Source organism: Geobacillus thermocatenulatus (genome assembly GCF_002217655.1).
Classification (GTDB): domain Bacteria; phylum Bacillota; class Bacilli; order Bacillales; family Anoxybacillaceae; genus Geobacillus; species Geobacillus thermocatenulatus.
In genome coordinates this window covers 678743-694596 of sequence record NZ_NEWK01000001.1, presented here as the reverse complement: position 1 = coordinate 694596, position 15854 = coordinate 678743, and the positions used below count along the sequence as shown (strand labels likewise).

General features: G+C 35.4%; 14 protein-coding genes. 1 reads left to right on the top strand and 13 read right to left on the bottom strand.

From position 1 onward, the window contains the following. Positions 1-255 precede the first annotated feature (255 nt). From B9L19_RS03605 to B9L19_RS03595, 3 genes are all read right to left on the bottom strand, one after another. Positions 256-843 carry a hypothetical protein gene (locus B9L19_RS03605; RefSeq protein ID WP_089113857.1) on the bottom strand — a complete coding sequence of 196 codons (588 nt, stop codon included), beginning with the start codon at positions 841-843 and terminating at the stop codon, positions 256-258. Positions 844-1049: 206 nt separating this feature from the next. Next, on the bottom strand, positions 1050-1784 hold the full coding sequence (locus B9L19_RS03600; RefSeq protein ID WP_089113856.1) for a hypothetical protein: 735 nt from the start codon (positions 1782-1784) through the stop codon (positions 1050-1052). A gap of 127 nt (positions 1785-1911) precedes the next feature. Further along, the gene (locus tag B9L19_RS03595) at positions 1912-2409 is read right to left on the bottom strand and encodes a hypothetical protein (RefSeq protein ID WP_089113855.1); all 498 of its coding nucleotides are present in this window, start codon (positions 2407-2409) and stop codon (positions 1912-1914) included. A 331-nt stretch (positions 2410-2740) separates the two neighbouring features. On the opposite strand from B9L19_RS03595, the gene B9L19_RS03590 reads away from it, so the two are divergent. Further along, a complete protein-coding gene (locus tag B9L19_RS03590) occupies positions 2741-3367 on the top strand; it encodes a hypothetical protein (RefSeq protein WP_089113854.1) in 627 nt (208 codons plus the stop codon). 580 nt (positions 3368-3947) lie between these two features. Here B9L19_RS03590 and B9L19_RS03585 read toward each other — a convergent pair. The 10 genes from B9L19_RS03585 to B9L19_RS03540 all read right to left on the bottom strand — a co-directional run bounded on the left by B9L19_RS03585 (position 3948) and on the right by B9L19_RS03540 (position 15441). Further along, on the bottom strand, positions 3948-4244 hold the full coding sequence (locus B9L19_RS03585) for a hypothetical protein (RefSeq protein ID WP_033026119.1): 297 nt from the start codon (positions 4242-4244) through the stop codon (positions 3948-3950). A gap of 100 nt (positions 4245-4344) precedes the next feature. Continuing rightward, the gene (locus B9L19_RS03580) at positions 4345-5523 is read right to left on the bottom strand and encodes a phospholipase D family protein (protein WP_042382140.1); all 1179 of its coding nucleotides are present in this window, start codon (positions 5521-5523) and stop codon (positions 4345-4347) included. A gap of 30 nt (positions 5524-5553) precedes the next feature. After that, entirely contained in the window at positions 5554-5745 is a 192-nt protein-coding gene (locus tag B9L19_RS03575) for a hypothetical protein (RefSeq protein WP_042382143.1), read from the bottom strand. Between the two features lie 230 nt (positions 5746-5975). Then, on the bottom strand, positions 5976-6461 hold the full coding sequence (locus tag B9L19_RS03570; protein ID WP_089113853.1) for a hypothetical protein: 486 nt from the start codon (positions 6459-6461) through the stop codon (positions 5976-5978). Between the two features lie 11 nt (positions 6462-6472). Further along, positions 6473-6802, bottom strand: coding sequence for a hypothetical protein (locus tag B9L19_RS03565; RefSeq protein ID WP_141104715.1), 330 nt, complete (start codon positions 6800-6802; stop codon positions 6473-6475). A 291-nt stretch (positions 6803-7093) separates the two neighbouring features. After that, on the bottom strand, positions 7094-7699 hold the full coding sequence (locus B9L19_RS03560; RefSeq protein ID WP_033844466.1) for a recombinase family protein: 606 nt from the start codon (positions 7697-7699) through the stop codon (positions 7094-7096). 273 nt (positions 7700-7972) lie between these two features. Continuing rightward, entirely contained in the window at positions 7973-8773 is an 801-nt protein-coding gene (locus B9L19_RS03555) for a hypothetical protein (RefSeq protein WP_089113851.1), read from the bottom strand. Positions 8774-8918: 145 nt separating this feature from the next. Further along, entirely contained in the window at positions 8919-9914 is a 996-nt protein-coding gene (locus tag B9L19_RS03550; protein WP_089113850.1) for a hypothetical protein, read from the bottom strand. Between the two features lie 251 nt (positions 9915-10165). Then, complete coding sequence (locus B9L19_RS03545) at positions 10166-11149, bottom strand: carboxypeptidase regulatory-like domain-containing protein (protein ID WP_141104714.1); 984 nt, start codon at positions 11147-11149, stop codon at positions 10166-10168. Next, positions 11119-15441 carry a leucine-rich repeat protein gene (locus tag B9L19_RS03540; protein ID WP_169714168.1) on the bottom strand — a complete coding sequence of 1441 codons (4323 nt, stop codon included), beginning with the start codon at positions 15439-15441 and terminating at the stop codon, positions 11119-11121. The genes B9L19_RS03545 and B9L19_RS03540 overlap by 31 nt, the downstream gene beginning before the upstream one ends. Positions 15442-15854: the final 413 nt, after the last annotated feature.

The following is a 15854-nucleotide window of genomic DNA, read 5'->3' as shown; positions in this document are numbered from 1 at the left end:
TCCCCTTGTGAACTCTATGTATAGGTTACCTCTACTTTTTGTCTGTTTTATTTTATCAAAAATTTTCTAATTATGTCGATAGATAGTGATAATTAGGTAAATATAGAGAGGGTGTTATTAACATCCTCTCCTTGTGAACAACAAAAATAGCACCTACTCTTTCAGCTGACCTAATATAAGTTAACAGTTGCTTAGGTGCTGATTTTTTAATTAATATGAACCCTAATTTTTAAAGTGCTCCTTCATAAATCTAAGCTATTCTACTCTTATTAAATCTCCCTGAACCCTACTAATAAAGATTTCATCGAACATAGCAACATTTGTTTCCTCGTTTAACGTATATGCAGAGAGATAACCCTGCTTTGCCATAAAGATTGTATGCTCTATATACTCCTTTATAACCAACTCTCTTCGCTTATCAATTAAATCTGGTTCAATGTAAATCGCTTCTTCAAAAATATCTTTCGGAACATATAAATAACTCTTGATCGGTACCACCTGCTCAAACGTGTTTACCTCAAATTCGCTCTGAATATCCGGCTTTTTCCCTAACATGATGCATGAAAACAATACATGGTAAACCATCAAACCGTTTTGATCTAATTCATCTATTATTTCTTTGTCTCTGTCTGTTACCCCCTCTTGGACTATCATTGTCGGTCTTAAACTGTTGGTGACCAGTATCTCCCCATTCTTAAAAGCATCTATAATACTTTCCTTGACACCTAGCGTCTTCATTATCTGCTCTGCTAACCTCAAACTCCTCGATGTGTAAGGTACTATTTTCGATACATCCCCCTTATTCCATAACCTCGAATCTCTCTTTCCAATCCTTTTTGGCATCCCTAAAACCTCCCTTAATTCGGTTCCTAACTAATAAAAACCTGCTTTATGCAGGTTTTTATTAGTCAACTACTTATAAAACAGCTCACGATTTTATTCTTAAAATTCGCTTATCTCTAGCGTTTTGAAAAATTTTTCGGGTATTTTTTGTTGAAATGCCTTTTTAAGAGCAAATACCCCTTTTTATAAGCGATGAACCACCGCTGCTAACGACCATAACTCCTTACAAATTCCTCTATTTTCTGCCGGTTTACTTTACCTTTATCAAAATCATATACTTTCCATACATCTATCGAAACCGCACCACTGTCGACTGCCTCTAATCGAGAAAAATACCTTTTTAAACCTTTTTCATACTCTGTGCGAGATACCGATTGAGTTCCTAACTTGTACTTTTCAGGCTCTGCCTCGCATCCATCGCATACATTAAATGGATTTGGTCCAGATGCGTAACTGATCTGATTCGTGTAAATCGTGTCGCCTTCTAACTTTATTTCAAACAATCCACTGCTCCAACTATCTAGACCACTTGTGCCGTCTTCTCCGATAAATATGTAATGACCATTACCCCGATATAATGCTATGTTCGAATCCTGTACCGAAAACGCCCACATTCCAATATGAAAACGAGTCTTGCTCTCAATAGGTGCGCCCGATATACCTGCACCTTTATGCTTTAAATGTACGATCTTGCCACCTCTTACCGTTATCGCTACATTGATCGGAGATGTTAAACGACCTACCGAACCGCCTAAAAGCTCTGGAATCCCATTTATATCTAAATCGATTAATACTAACTCGTCATTCGGGTTGAGAAATGTATCTCTGGATTCGAAGATGCTATCTAAATATTTCACATAAACACTCTGCCAACTTTCTTTAGAGTGAAGAAACAACACCAGTGTCATTATCAAAAGCAATATAAGAAAAAACTTTTTCATTTTTACCCCCTCCTTTTAAGACGTGTCTATGTTACCACTTTAAGGGTACGGACAAATAAAAAGAAAACCGTTCTGAAATAGAACGGTTTATATCACCTCCTCTGCTTTATTTTTTGCCTTCATCACACTAACAATTTTTTAACTCTTTTAAATCAGACAAGTGTTTGCGAAGCTCTGCTTCCTCATGTTTATTAGTGACTACATTTAACTCATCTTTTATCTTCACTTCAGCAAATTTTATTGAAAATTCTGCGCCAATCTTTATTGCGCTACGTTGAGCCTCCTCAAACTGTTTTTGAGCATTCTCGAATTCTCTACTTATTCTCTCTAGACCAACCGTTAATGCTTTACGTTGAACCTCCTCGAAATTTGCTTGAGCATCAAAATATTTATTGATTGCTCTTTGAATTCTCTTCAATAGTGCCATTAATTCATATATTTGTTCCTTCTCTTCTTTTATTTTGCGCATTAAGATACCACCATCATCAAACCCATTATCTTTAAGATATTTTGCACTTAATGCTAATTTTTCTAGCCTATTTAACTTAAATGCTAAAAAATCACAACATTCTACTGAATATTCAATTACTTGCAACATCATTTTGTTAAATTTGTTAAATTCCATTTAAACCCATCTCCCTTTTTATATTTTATTATTTGTTACATATTTTTTCGATATCTCTTGAATTTAATCTTGAAATAGAACCATCTCTTGTATTCTTTTAAAAATTTCATAAAAAATTTTTTAATATCATAGAAAAAATCTCGAAGAACCCCCTTAACGATTTACACTCTTCCTGTTCGGAAGGTTACACTCTACGAACAAACTGTTACCTATCTCCCCTAAACAGTTCAATATACACCCTCTCAAAGTAGAAAAGTACCAAATTTTCAGGAATACCTCATACCCGATTGTCATATCTATTATCGAAGTTATGAATTATGGGGGTGATATCATGAGTGAAAAGGAATTATTAGCGGGCAGGATTGAAACGATTAATAAGTGCTTTGAACAACTGGTCGACACTTTTAATAACTTCTTTCAAGGTGTCGAGATTGATGAAACCCACACTGAAAGTTTCAAAGAAGTTCAAGACCAAATGAAGCAATTTGCTGATGACATTAGTACTGTCCAAAAACAATGGGTAGATTATCAACTCTATCTCATCGATACTGCTAATTCAATGATTCTAGATGTACCTATCGTCAATCGAACTCATTTAATGGTTGATCATCAAGAAGGTATAGTGCGTATCCTTACAGAGTATAAAATCGATGCTATTATTACAGACATTTTACCTATCCATCTGTTCCGTGATATCATTCTTTGTACCGTTGAACAATTTGCAAGTGGTAGACGAAACATCAAAGTTTCTGATATCACAAAATTAATGGAAGATGAAATTAGAAGCAGAAGTGGATATGATGAAGCTCCTCGTGTGTTGGTTTATCGGGTATTTAATGTGTTGAAACATCATGATATACTAATCCCTTCTAGCACAGTTAGGTTTGGACATAATCTCAATAAATCCGTAGCTGAAGTCAAAGAATGGTTGGATCATGTATTAAGTCAAAATCGTTAAATGCATAAAAACCGTTAGGTGCTGCATCTAACGGTTCTTTTTCATGCGTACTTGTGAGGGTGCGCGGTTTGCTCGTTTTTATAATGAGGGATAAGGTGAGATGAAGTGTGGTGGAGTGGTGGGAGAAATCATTTCTAATGTAGTGAAATGCTCATAAAAATGCCTCATTGCTCGAATTGAGGTGATCTAACCGAAATTTGTATATCATGTCTGTCTTTGCTCTGTTTTTTCTTCTATGCCTTTGCTTCTTCCTCTCCTGTCTATTATGAATAAACTCAATTTTTAGATGCTGAAATTGTTTTTTATTGCCCATTTTTAAAAAATTTCTTTTGTTATATAAAGCTGTTTTCGTATATTGTATGAAAGTATCCTACAAAGAAAAAAATTTATCTAAAACGGAGAAAAAATTTTCCTCCACAAAATATTTACCCCACATCTAGGTCGCTAGACGAACTCTGACTGCTTACCCAAAGCTAAAAATATACCTAATCTGATATATAACGAACATTATTTAAAAAGGTAACCTGCCTTTTCTTTTTCAGGTTACCTTTTAACTCTTACCCATCACCGCATTATAGAGTTATCTTTCAATTTGGTTACTTAATTGAACTTTTCTTACTTCTAGTTCCCTCTTGCGTTCCTGTAAAACCTGTTCTACCGTTAAGTCTCTAATCTGGAGAGAGAAACCTTTTTGCCTTTTAGGTCTTCGAGTTGCTTGAATGTCGTAAAGCTTGTACTCTCGACCTTGCTCTGGGTAAACAACGAAGGCAACGTGCTCCTCGGTTGGTACAAGACCCATTCGCTTTAATTTGTTTTGGGTAAATAAGTGGTCGGGTACTTCCTCTGGCAGGTAACGCTTTAAATTGTCTTTAGTCATATTAACCTCCGTTAACTTATCAAAAAATTACACCTGTTATTTACAACAAACCTATGAATAGTAAGTTTCTAAAATTATAGGTGCATTTTTTGTTAGTTCTCTATAAATTTATTTCACCGTATTTACTAAAACGCTTATTTAATTCATCCATTAGAAAGTTATACGCTTCTTGAGTAATACGAATGTGTGATCTTCTGAAGTGCATGCTTTGTAGGGTTTTCTGGCTTACCTTATTCCTTTTTCTTAAAGACGGGAAGGCTGCTTTCCCAATACTATTATATAAATCTACCAAACGAATACCATTCTTAATAGGCGCATTAATTACTTTTCCACTTGTCAATTCAACATAGTATGGAAAACGATGTTTCCAAGGAGCATCTTTAATATCAGCATCATCAACAACGTTATCCTTATTGAATCCTTCTGTCTTGGCATACCCTACAATCATAGGTGTAGGTTGACCTTGTTCATCGTAACTAACAATTGTTAAGAATAAAGTATCATCCTTTGCAATTCCGCTTGGTCTGCGTGGAAAGTAAGTAGTCTTCAAATCTCGATTCCGTATACCCTTCATTTGTTGGTAATTCAAATCATTAGGAATTCTGTTCTCTCCGGTTCCTTCAAACTTTAACCAATAACCATTACTTCCCTCGTCTGCTTCATATGTATTTTCTAGAATTGACTCGAATAAATCAGGATGAACAATTTTCTTTAACTCTGCCCCTTTCTTCTTATCATTTGAATATGTAACAGTTTTATCCTTTCGATTTGCTGCCAACTGAGGAACATACCTCTTTTCTTCATCGATCCATTCTTGTGTAACAACTCCTTTGTCCCCAGCTGCTTGAATTTGCTCTAACAAATCATAGAAATACTCCTGAGCTTTTTCTGCTATTTCTGGTTCATCATCCATCAGTACGCAAATTTCATGATTAGACACAAAACCACCTTTTGTAAAATTGGCTGAACCAATGATTGTTGAATGTGAATCAAACAGATAAAGTTTTGAGTGTAAATCAACTAATGCATATATATTTGCATTTGCATGTAAAAGACGCTCTAGTCCGTAAATACTGCTGACACGTTCAACAAAGTCTTCCCGATAAAATCGTGTAATGATATTACAAACTACTGAAGGATTCTTAGTTAGCCAATCGGCTAATAAGTTTGCAGTTTGCGTTCCTATAAAGGGAGAAATAATATTTAATTCATTCTCCGTTTTCTCTAAAAGTTCTTGAAACTGATATAGTAGGTTTTTTGATATTAAACTTACAGGCATCTTTTACCCCTCCCACAATTAAAGCTGCAACTATTTCTTTTCGTTTCTTCCACCTGGGACAAATTCATTGCGACACCATTTTACAAAGTTTCCTGAATGGAGCAGGTATGTTCTTGCCGTGTTATCAGCTAACAGACCTTCTTTCGCTTTTTCTTTTACTTCATTTTCATATATTTGATGCAATTCTTCTAATTTCTTTATAAATTCTTGTGATGCCCTCATCTGAATCAGCTCCCGATTAATATTTTATTTAATTATACAAAATTTTTTCTATTTATTTAAGTAATTGGTAGATGTGGTTTATGTGTTGGGAGTTGAGATTGTGACCCAATAAAAAGCCCCTAATCTTTAAGCAGTCCGTAATTGAACTACATATAAAAAGTTAACTCTTAAAAAAATTAAAAGGTAACCTGCTTGCCTTTCAGGTTACCTTTATAACCCCTCCTTTTCTCTCACCGTACTACTGCCCTTAAATAACTGCCCAGCTCAACAGGAGGTACATCACACTTCATATAATCATGATACAAGCCTATGTCATTTAAACGAGCACTTATATAATGCTTTATCATTATGGCATCCCGTTTTACACTACTCGGTCCTTTATAGACCGGCTGATTAAAAACATCTGTTTTTGTGTAAAACTCTAATGCATAATGAGCATCCTTTAGCACCTGATAAATATTCATATTATAACCACGTATCCTTATTGAATCCAACACTTTGTGTAAATCCGATTTCCGCTTTACACAATTATTTAAACAAATTATCAAATGACTATCTGTATCTATAAAAACACGTTCCTTTTGTGACCTATTTGACAAGTCTACTCTCGGTAAAAATTCTCCATACGTACCTATTAACGTTTTGACATGCAACTTGCTGTATTTATCAAATACAACTGCCACTAGTAAATGATCAGGTCTCTGAATATAAACCATATCTAATCACCTCATTCATTTTGATAAAGCCGCTCCTCAAACCTAAATATTGGACATTGGTGACAAAAGTATATCTGCAATAACGAATCAGGAGGGATTAAAAAGCGACAACATACCGAACCGCATAACACCAACAAATCACATAATTCTTGGTAGTATTCGCTATTCTTGAAATTTATGATATCCTGTTCATTTCTTAATTTTTTTATTTGATGCTTTAACTCATTGAGGTTATAAGGCTCATAAAGACCTCTCTTTACCCCAATTCTTAGAAGGCATTCTAACCTGTCTAAAACTTTCAGATATTCTTCTCTTAAATACCCAACCTGTTCTTTACTCAACATCATCACCCCTCGAAACTCCCATTATCACGCTAAGGCTCACCACCCTTCTGGATGAAACCTAAAACTTTATTTCCCTGCTCTAAAAACCCATTCGTTTAAAACTAACTATTTCTACTGATTATTACTTTTTTCTAATCCCATCTCTTAAAATCGATAGCTTGTCTACTCAACGGACTGTTTTATTTTTATCAGTTAAACAAAAAAGACAGCATAGACACTCGATCCACGAATGCTATACTGTCGTTTTTATTATTTTTTGCATAAAAAAATAAGACCCCAAACAGAGCCTTATAATGATGCCTCGTATTCCTTTACCTTTTTATAAAAAGTCGGCTTCTTCATGTTTACTAAATTCATGAACTCCACCGCTTTGATTTCACCTTTTTTCCATTTTTTATATAACTTATCCCATTCTTTAGGAAGTTCTAACTTTGGTCGCCCCATATGCTTACCCCTAGCTTTAGCCGCTGCTATACCTTCTGCTTGACGCTGTAAGAGAGTTTCACGCTCTTGTTGAGCTAAAGTCGTATATACCTCGATTAATATAGAATTGACCATATCTAAAACCCATTCTTGACCTTCTGGATAATCCTGCATTGTTGTAGGCATATCTAAAATTTTTACCCGAATACCGTTCCGTTTAAAATACTCTAGATACTCTTTGATTTGCGCTTTATTGCGACCTAACCGATCAATCGATTTAATATACAACGTATCGCCAGACCGCATTGCTTTTAACATATTTTGAAACCCTTCACGTTCCATGTCTTTCCCACTAGCCTTATCGCTATAGATATACTTTTCATCGGTAACATACTTTTTTAACGCATCATATTGCCTATCTAAATTTTGCTCTTTAGAAGAAACCCGAATATAACCGAACGAGATATTCATTAGACCATACCACCTTTATTTGGAAAGTTATTTTTGGTTGTCTAATGATACCGTGATTGTTTATAAAGGTCAATTCGTTTTCATACGTTTATAAAGTTTAATTTTCTTAATAAATAGACGCAAAATAGATGCGAAATAGTACAGTAAGAAAAGGGGTACCTTTATAGACTATTACGATAACAAATTCCTATACTTCTTAACCATTTGTTACCATTTGAGACAAAAAAGAAAAGGCTTTTAAAAGCCTCCAAATAAAACCTAATTTTTACATTTTTACTCTTCCTCTTTTTTAGCCACATTTAAGTTTAACTTTTCTTTAAGTGCTAACGCTACCAGTGTCGGTGCAGGAGGTAATTTCCCACCAGATATTTTTCGATACTTTTCAGTGTTCTTTAGCAATGCTCCAAATTTATCTGCATACTGTGGCTTGATTACCCAACTACCATCTGGCATATATACATCGATATCTACCATCCCTGCTTTTATCGACCTCCTACCGTATTTCTTATTGTAGTTAATTGTCGGAGTCGGAAGCTTCGCATCGCCTCTATAAAATGCAGGAGATTTTACAGAAAGATGTACCCCATCAGAATTCCCATATTCATCACAACAGAATCCTCCATACTCATCCCTTATGATTAAAAACATAAATTCATAAAGTGTAAGATAAAATAGCTCACCTGCTTTGACTTCCCGATATGTAATATCCTTTTCAGGATCAATACCCGTGTCTTTGTTCTTTAAAACGTCTATAACAGGTACCATGATATCTTCATCCGATATTAGTGCTACTCCCACAGGTGTCGAGGAATCCTTTATCTCATCCCCCACCTTGCGAGAAGATTTTTTCGATGATAACCCAAGTAAATACTGAAAATGCAAAGTGTGAGATTTACTACTTATTAACGCCCGTTCTTCTTCACTCATTTGATTGATGATTTCTAACCCTTTATTTAATAACGCTTCATTTGCTTTCGTTTTCTTACCAACTGGTTTTTTAGAACCCTTGTCCACACTATTATACATAGTCGTATTACTACGAAAATTATTACTTGAATTTTTCAACAATGACATAAAGTAATAACCTCCATACCATTATTTATCTATAAAATAGACTATTTTTCTTATTTAAACAACACCACATTGGTTATGTTTATCCATTTTTGATGAGTTTTTTTCTATAAATAAAAAAGGCTTAAAAAAGCCCTCAATTACCCCATTATTTACTTTTTACAAAGATTGGCTTTAACGTCTCCCATATACTGCTACCTATTTTTCTAACGACCTCTACAATTATATTCAAACTCTCTAATACCATCTCTTTTGCTGATAAATCTGGATTTACCGAGTATGTGTAAAACACCGCAACTAGAGTGGTTAATACTAAAGAAACTATGATAAATTTTAAAATCCCTCCAAAGAAACCAAATATGTTGAATAAAAACGCATATACTGCCTTAAAGATTGCCCTTATTGGCGATACGATAAATGTCTGCGCTAACCAATTTACCGCTTTCCCAGCCCGATCGGCTGCCGTTACTTTATCTACCTCTACTATCTTCTCTTTTACCGGCAACGTCTGCTCTTTATACGCTTCCTCTAAACTATCTATATCACTCAATAACAAACTCTCATCACTTACTTGCTCTGCCTCCACTTTAGGTAATTCTAAACTATCCGTTTCTATAATATTTGACTTTATGATGTTCTTATCCGATATCCTTATCTCTTTTAACTTTTTAGCATAATCCTCTAAAGTTAAATTAAAATTAATGTCATCTGCAACCTCTAATGGTTCATTATCTACCGATTCCTCCTCTGCTTCTACAAAAGATAAACCCGGTGTAAATGAGGAATCATTTTCTTCTTTGATTTCTTCTTTTTTGTCTCCCTCGATCCCCTCTGGCAATATCGGCTCTACACTTTCAGACTCCGAAAAATCTTTCTCTGCTGCACTATTATTTGTGTTAACTTCGACTTTCTCTGATTCGACATTATTCGCGCTTCCCTCTTTACCCCTCTCAGCACTAAATATCTTGTTAGGGTCAATATTTATACCAAGCCCCAAGTTTAACAAACCTTCGTTCCCTACATTGAAAAAATCAAAGTTTAAATTATCATCTTCACTCGAATCAACTGTACCTGCAAGTTGCTCCTTCTGCTGAACTCGCTCGTCCTCTGTACGATTATCCAATGTTAGTGTTTCTCCTACCATTGCTTTATCCTCCTTTCCTGTAACTTATATAAAATCTCTTGTTTACACTCCAAAAATTCATCTAATTATAGTGCATTTTGAAAATTTTTCTTACCCGATTGTTCAACTCATATAACCGCTTAAAATTTAAACCCTTTTATTTCAGAAACCATTATTTTATAAGCCCTTAACAAATTAACTCCTGATTTTTGCAAATGACTCCCACACAAAAAGAAAATACCTCAATAAGTGAGGTATTTTCCTTATTACCATTATTCCTCTGTTGGTTTAAATACAAGATAGTTCTTACCTTCTTCTAATTCTACTCTAACCTTCATATCGTTATACTTGACCATTAACTCCAACTTTCTAAATCTCTCTGGATTTCTAAATACTACCTTTAATGTTTCAGCTTTCATTCCAGATAGGTCTATTACTGTTTCTGGTCTAGCTTTTACTCTTAACTTCGCTACAACCATACCATCTTCATTATATACCTTGACATTTTTACGTCTTAAATAACCTAATAATATGATGAAAGGAATCGCTGAAACTATCGGGATGATCGGTAAATCTTTTGATGGCTTACCTTTAGGTTTATCTTGTGATTTATCTTTTGGTTCATCCTTTGGTTTTTCTTTCGGTTCATTTTGTGGCTTATCTTTTGGTCCGTCCTTTGGCTCTTCTTTAGGTTTAATCGGTTCGATTACAAAGTCAATTCGTTGTGTATTCACTGTTTCGTTTAACTCAATTGACTTCCGCACCTCATTAGATACTTGAACTACTTCTTTTATCCCTGAATTAACATCGTTTACATCTTTATAAGCTATAACCTCTATTTTTGCTATTTCTTCTAATGTGTACGGATTTTTTAGGATTACTGTGTGCTTACCTAATTCCACATTTTCAAATCTATACTCACCTTTTTCATTTGTATAGGTGACTCTTGGTTTAGAGTGTAATTCAACCATTACCCCTTCAATCGGATTACCTTCACTATCGATAACTACGCCAAATACTGTTCCATATGCTTTTTTCACTTCATACCTGAATTTTACTACTATTTCCTTACCACTATCCGTCACTCTTACTAACGTTAATGAAGGTCCTGTTACCTCATAACCTTCAATTTTAGGTGCTCTCACCTCGTTATAACCATAACTTAAATTCGTTAATTCTTTTTGCATTAATACCCTATCCGTTTTATTATCTACTGCAATTACTGTTACCTTATCACGCTTTTGCACCTTGACCACTGGTTTCGGGTCTTGTACTGGTTCCGGTTTCGGGTCTTGTACTGGTTCCGGTTTCGGGTCTTGTACTGGTTCCGGTTTCGGGTCTTGTACTGGTTCCGGTTTCGGGTCTTGTACTGGTTCCGGTTTCGGATCTTGTACTGGTTCCGGTTTCGGATCTTGTACTGGTTCCGGTTTCGGGTCTTGTACTGGTTCCGGTTTCGGGTCTTGTACTGGTTCCGGTTTCGGGTCTTGTACTGGTTCCGGTTTCGGGTCTTGTACTGGTTCCGGTTTCGGGTCTTGTACTGGTTCCGGTTTCGGATCTTGTACTGGTTCCGGTTTCGGATCTTGTACTGGTTCCGGTTTCGGGTCTTGTACTGGTTCCGGTTTCGGGTCTTGTACTGGTTCCGGTTTCGGGTCTTGTACTGGTTCCGGTTTCGGGTCTTGTACTGGTTCCGGTTTCGGTCTTGTACTGGTTCCGGTTTCGGGTCTTGTACTGGTTCCGGTTTCGGGTCTTGTACTGGTTCCGGTTTCGGGTCTTGTACTGGTTCCGGTTTCGGGTCTTGTACTGGTTCCGGTTTCGGATCTTGTACTGGTTCTGGCTTCGGTTCTGGTTGTGGTTGTGGTGTTGGCTCCGGTTGTGATGCCTCTTTTTCATATAAGAAAATAATTTCCTTAAAGAAATCCGTCATTGTAATAATAACTGTTTTAACTGCTTCACCAACTATTTTATAATCTCCTATCTTTTCTTCTGCCGTATACGTGTACTCACCTACAGGTACGTTCTTAATTTCTTCATCTTCTTTAATCTTTTCCATCGTCAACATGTCTAAAAACTTTACAATGATATGACCTATTAATGGTTTTACTAAAGGTACACTTTCAAAATGAGCCTCTACCGTTTTATTGCTGTCCATATATAATGGTAAGTAATCACCATTTACTTCAACTCCATCCACTACCCACTTTACAAACCGATAACCTAATTTTGGTGCAGGTGTTAAAGATAAACTCGTACCCCCTTCATATGTTCCTTCATCACCTGAACCATACGTCTGCCTTGACATTGTAAACTCGTTTAATACATTTACTTCGCCTTCACCCACTATATTTACTGATAACTTGTATTGCTCTAGTGGTACAAAATGAGCTACTGCCGTTTTATTACTATCCATTGTTATAGTAATGCTAGGTGAGAAAAACTCTGTTCCGTTTACTACCCATTTATCAAATCGATAACCAAAATTCGGTGATGCGTACAAATTTACTTTGCTTCCATTATCGTAATTATATGTTCCCACATAAGGTGATACATACCCCTGACCTTCCATATTAACTGTTAAAGTCCATTTAGCAACAGGTTTATAGTAAAATACCACTGCTGTATCTGGACTGCCATGACCTAACACTGGAACTGAATACGTTCCTAGATAAATATTACCTTCATACACATCTACATCGGTATAAACATAGAAAGGATCATTACTTTCTCTGACTACAACTAAATCTCCACTTGCTGAATCATAAGATAATACAGCACCATCCGTTTTATATGGACTATTAGGAAGATTTGAATAACTGTCATGCGTTACAAAAGAAAATTTTCGGCTACTATTCTGTATACCTGTAAAACCATCCCTACTTTTTATACCTAGAACTGGTTTGATCACTGAAGTAAATGCTTTACCTATACCACTAAATTCCTTTTCCAAATCATCATCTAAAATGTAACCTGCAAGATTCTTCGCTTTATATTTCCTAGTCTCGAAATTCCCTACATCATTAACGATATCGTAACTGATTAACTCATTAGTACCCCGAACTCTGTACTCTACTTTAACTGATGATGATTGAGTAAAATTAAATGAATACTGTGGTCTGTAATCATTCTCACCATAAAGTCTTTGTACGTACTCAGAAGGTATTACTGACGTGATATTTTGAATAAAATTATGGTCTACCTTAATTGCATACACTTTGTCTGGGTCGAAAACTGAAGTATTTAAGCTAGTTAGATAATTGTTCGATACATCTAAAAACCCTATAAATTCTGCGTTTAAACCATCAACATTTTGCAACTTATTATTAGAAAGGTCTATTTTTGATTCCACTCTCTTTAAATTACTTAAAGGAGAAATATCCGTTAATAAGTTGTTTTGAAGATTTAATGCCGCATCTGAATACAAGCTTGCTGCTCCATAAGCTGTTTCCCTAGTCACATATTTTAAATTCCTTAAACCCTTTATATCCTTTAGCTTGTTATCGTTTAAAAATAATGTTCGAACAGAAGTTATTTTATATAAAGGATCTACATCTTCGAGTAAATTACCCGAAAAATTAAAGTTAACTGGAATATCACTATACTTAGTTGCTACATCACCAAATATCTCCATACCTTTTAAGCTTCTGATACCTCGATTACTAGCATTGAAATTTAAAGCACCATTCAGTTTAATTCTTGCGTCAAGCTCTGCCATACTAAATGTGGAATCTGATTTACCTTGCCAACTTGGTAAAGCACTCATCCACTCCGCAAAGTACTTTGCTAAATTCTCATCAGGAAATACTTCATTTATTTTAAGTCGTTGGTCTGGCTCAGGAACAGGTGTTATATCTATAAACGTGTATCCACGGTAATTAGCTACCTCCTCCACCATTGTTCCTGCATACCCATATACTTTTAAATCACTAGGGTTCGTTTGATTTCCCTCTACTGCCCAATAATCAAAATAGACACCAATTAAACCATTCGATGTTTTTTCCCATGAACCATTCACTGTTATTGATGTTAATTTGTTAGAACCAAATGCATAAGAACCAATTGAATTTACCCCTTCTGGCAGATTTACTGATGTTAAGTTATTACCGTAAAACGCAAAGTCCTTAATTTGCTTTAAAGATTGACCAAATGTCACTGAAGTTAACTCGTTCCCTACAAAAGCAGATTCTCCAATTAAAACAATCCCGTCAGGAATAACGAATTCTGTAAAATCGTTATTCATAAATGCACCAGTTGGAATTTCTGTGATTGCATTTGATAATGTTACTTTTGTTAATTTGTTATCCGCAAAAACATACTGACCAATTGATCTAACTGAATCAGGTATTACTACTTCTGTTAAATTGTTATACCCAAACGCCCTCTCTCCAATTGTTTCTACTTTTTCTCCGATTATTACTGAAGTTAATAGGTTAGAACTAAAAGCATACTCTCCAATGAACGTAACATTGTCTGGTATTCTAACATTAACAAGATTATTTGCCCGAAAAGCATGAGCCTCAATAGTAACTACACTCTCAGGTATGTCTATACTCGTTAAATTGTTATGAGAAAATAAACCTTCACTAATAGTTGTAAGACCAACTGGTAGTTTCGCAACTTCAATGTGATTGTCAGCAAACGCATATTTTCCAATATCCGTTACACTGTCAGGTATATCAATACTCGTAAGATTGTTAACAGAAAAAGCATGATCACCTATCACTTTTACTGAACTAGGTAAATTTATAAAATCTATATTGTTCTGAGAAAATGCCCTTAAACCTATATACTCTACACTACTCCCAATAGTTACAGAAGTTAAATCATTATCAAAAAACGCCCAATCACCTATCCGAGTTACACTCCCCGGTATATCTACCGAGGTCAACTCATTACCCATAAACGCTTGATCACCTATCAGTTTTACACCCTCTGGTATGACTACTGATCTTATCCCACTGTTTAGAAAAGCATTTTCAGCAATCTCTACTACCGAATAACCATCTATCGTACTCGGAATAACTACATCTTTATCCGTTCCTATATACCTGAAAATAGTTACCTCGTTATTTTCCACAAAATACTCGTAATCATTATTGCTATTGTATGACATTTCTGATGCATTCTCATTTGGTGCAGATTGCTCTGCATTGGTATCTGATTCTGTTATCGCTTCTCCTGTGGCTCCGTCTGTTACTTCTCCTGCTATTGCTTCTTCTGTGGTTCCTCCTGTTGATTCTCCTGTTGGTCCTGCTGTTCCTCCTGTTCCTTCTGTGCTTCCTTCATTCGGCGTCTCCGTATTTGTTGCCTCCGACGCTTCTCCTGTTCCTGTAGTAGTTTCCTCATTCTGATTTTCTGGATTTTCCTCTCCTTCATTAATTTCTTGATTCGCTTGGCTTTCTTCATTATTTACTATCCCCTCGCTTTCTGTTATTTCAATATTTGATTCATCTACACCCTCTGCAAATACCCCTATTGGCAATGAGTTAACTAATAAACCCATTACCAACATGCACGATATGAACTGTCTGCTGCGCTTCCTCAACTTTATCATCTCTTTCAACTCCCTTCTTTTTAAAAAGGTGAAATTTTTATTTCCTGGTACTTATAAACTTTCTCTCTCTGCTTGTCTTGAATTTCTACAATCTCTGGACATCTTTTAAATTTTTTCTTACTCCAAGAACTGTCCGTTTTTCTTAAATTACTTTTGAAAATAAAAATAATAAAAGCAGTACCCTTTATGGCACTGCCGTGACATGATTATCACACTTACCTAGAAACCTTATTATCTTCCTACACATGTAAAATTTCTACCTTGAAAATTCTTACACCACAAAATAATCATGAACGAACTTTTAACTCCTAGAAAAAATAACCGATCAGAAACCCGATGATGAAAGATACTGCGAAAATGACTGAACTTACTTGAATGATCAACCTGTAATCCAAATCTCGAAACATAGTTTA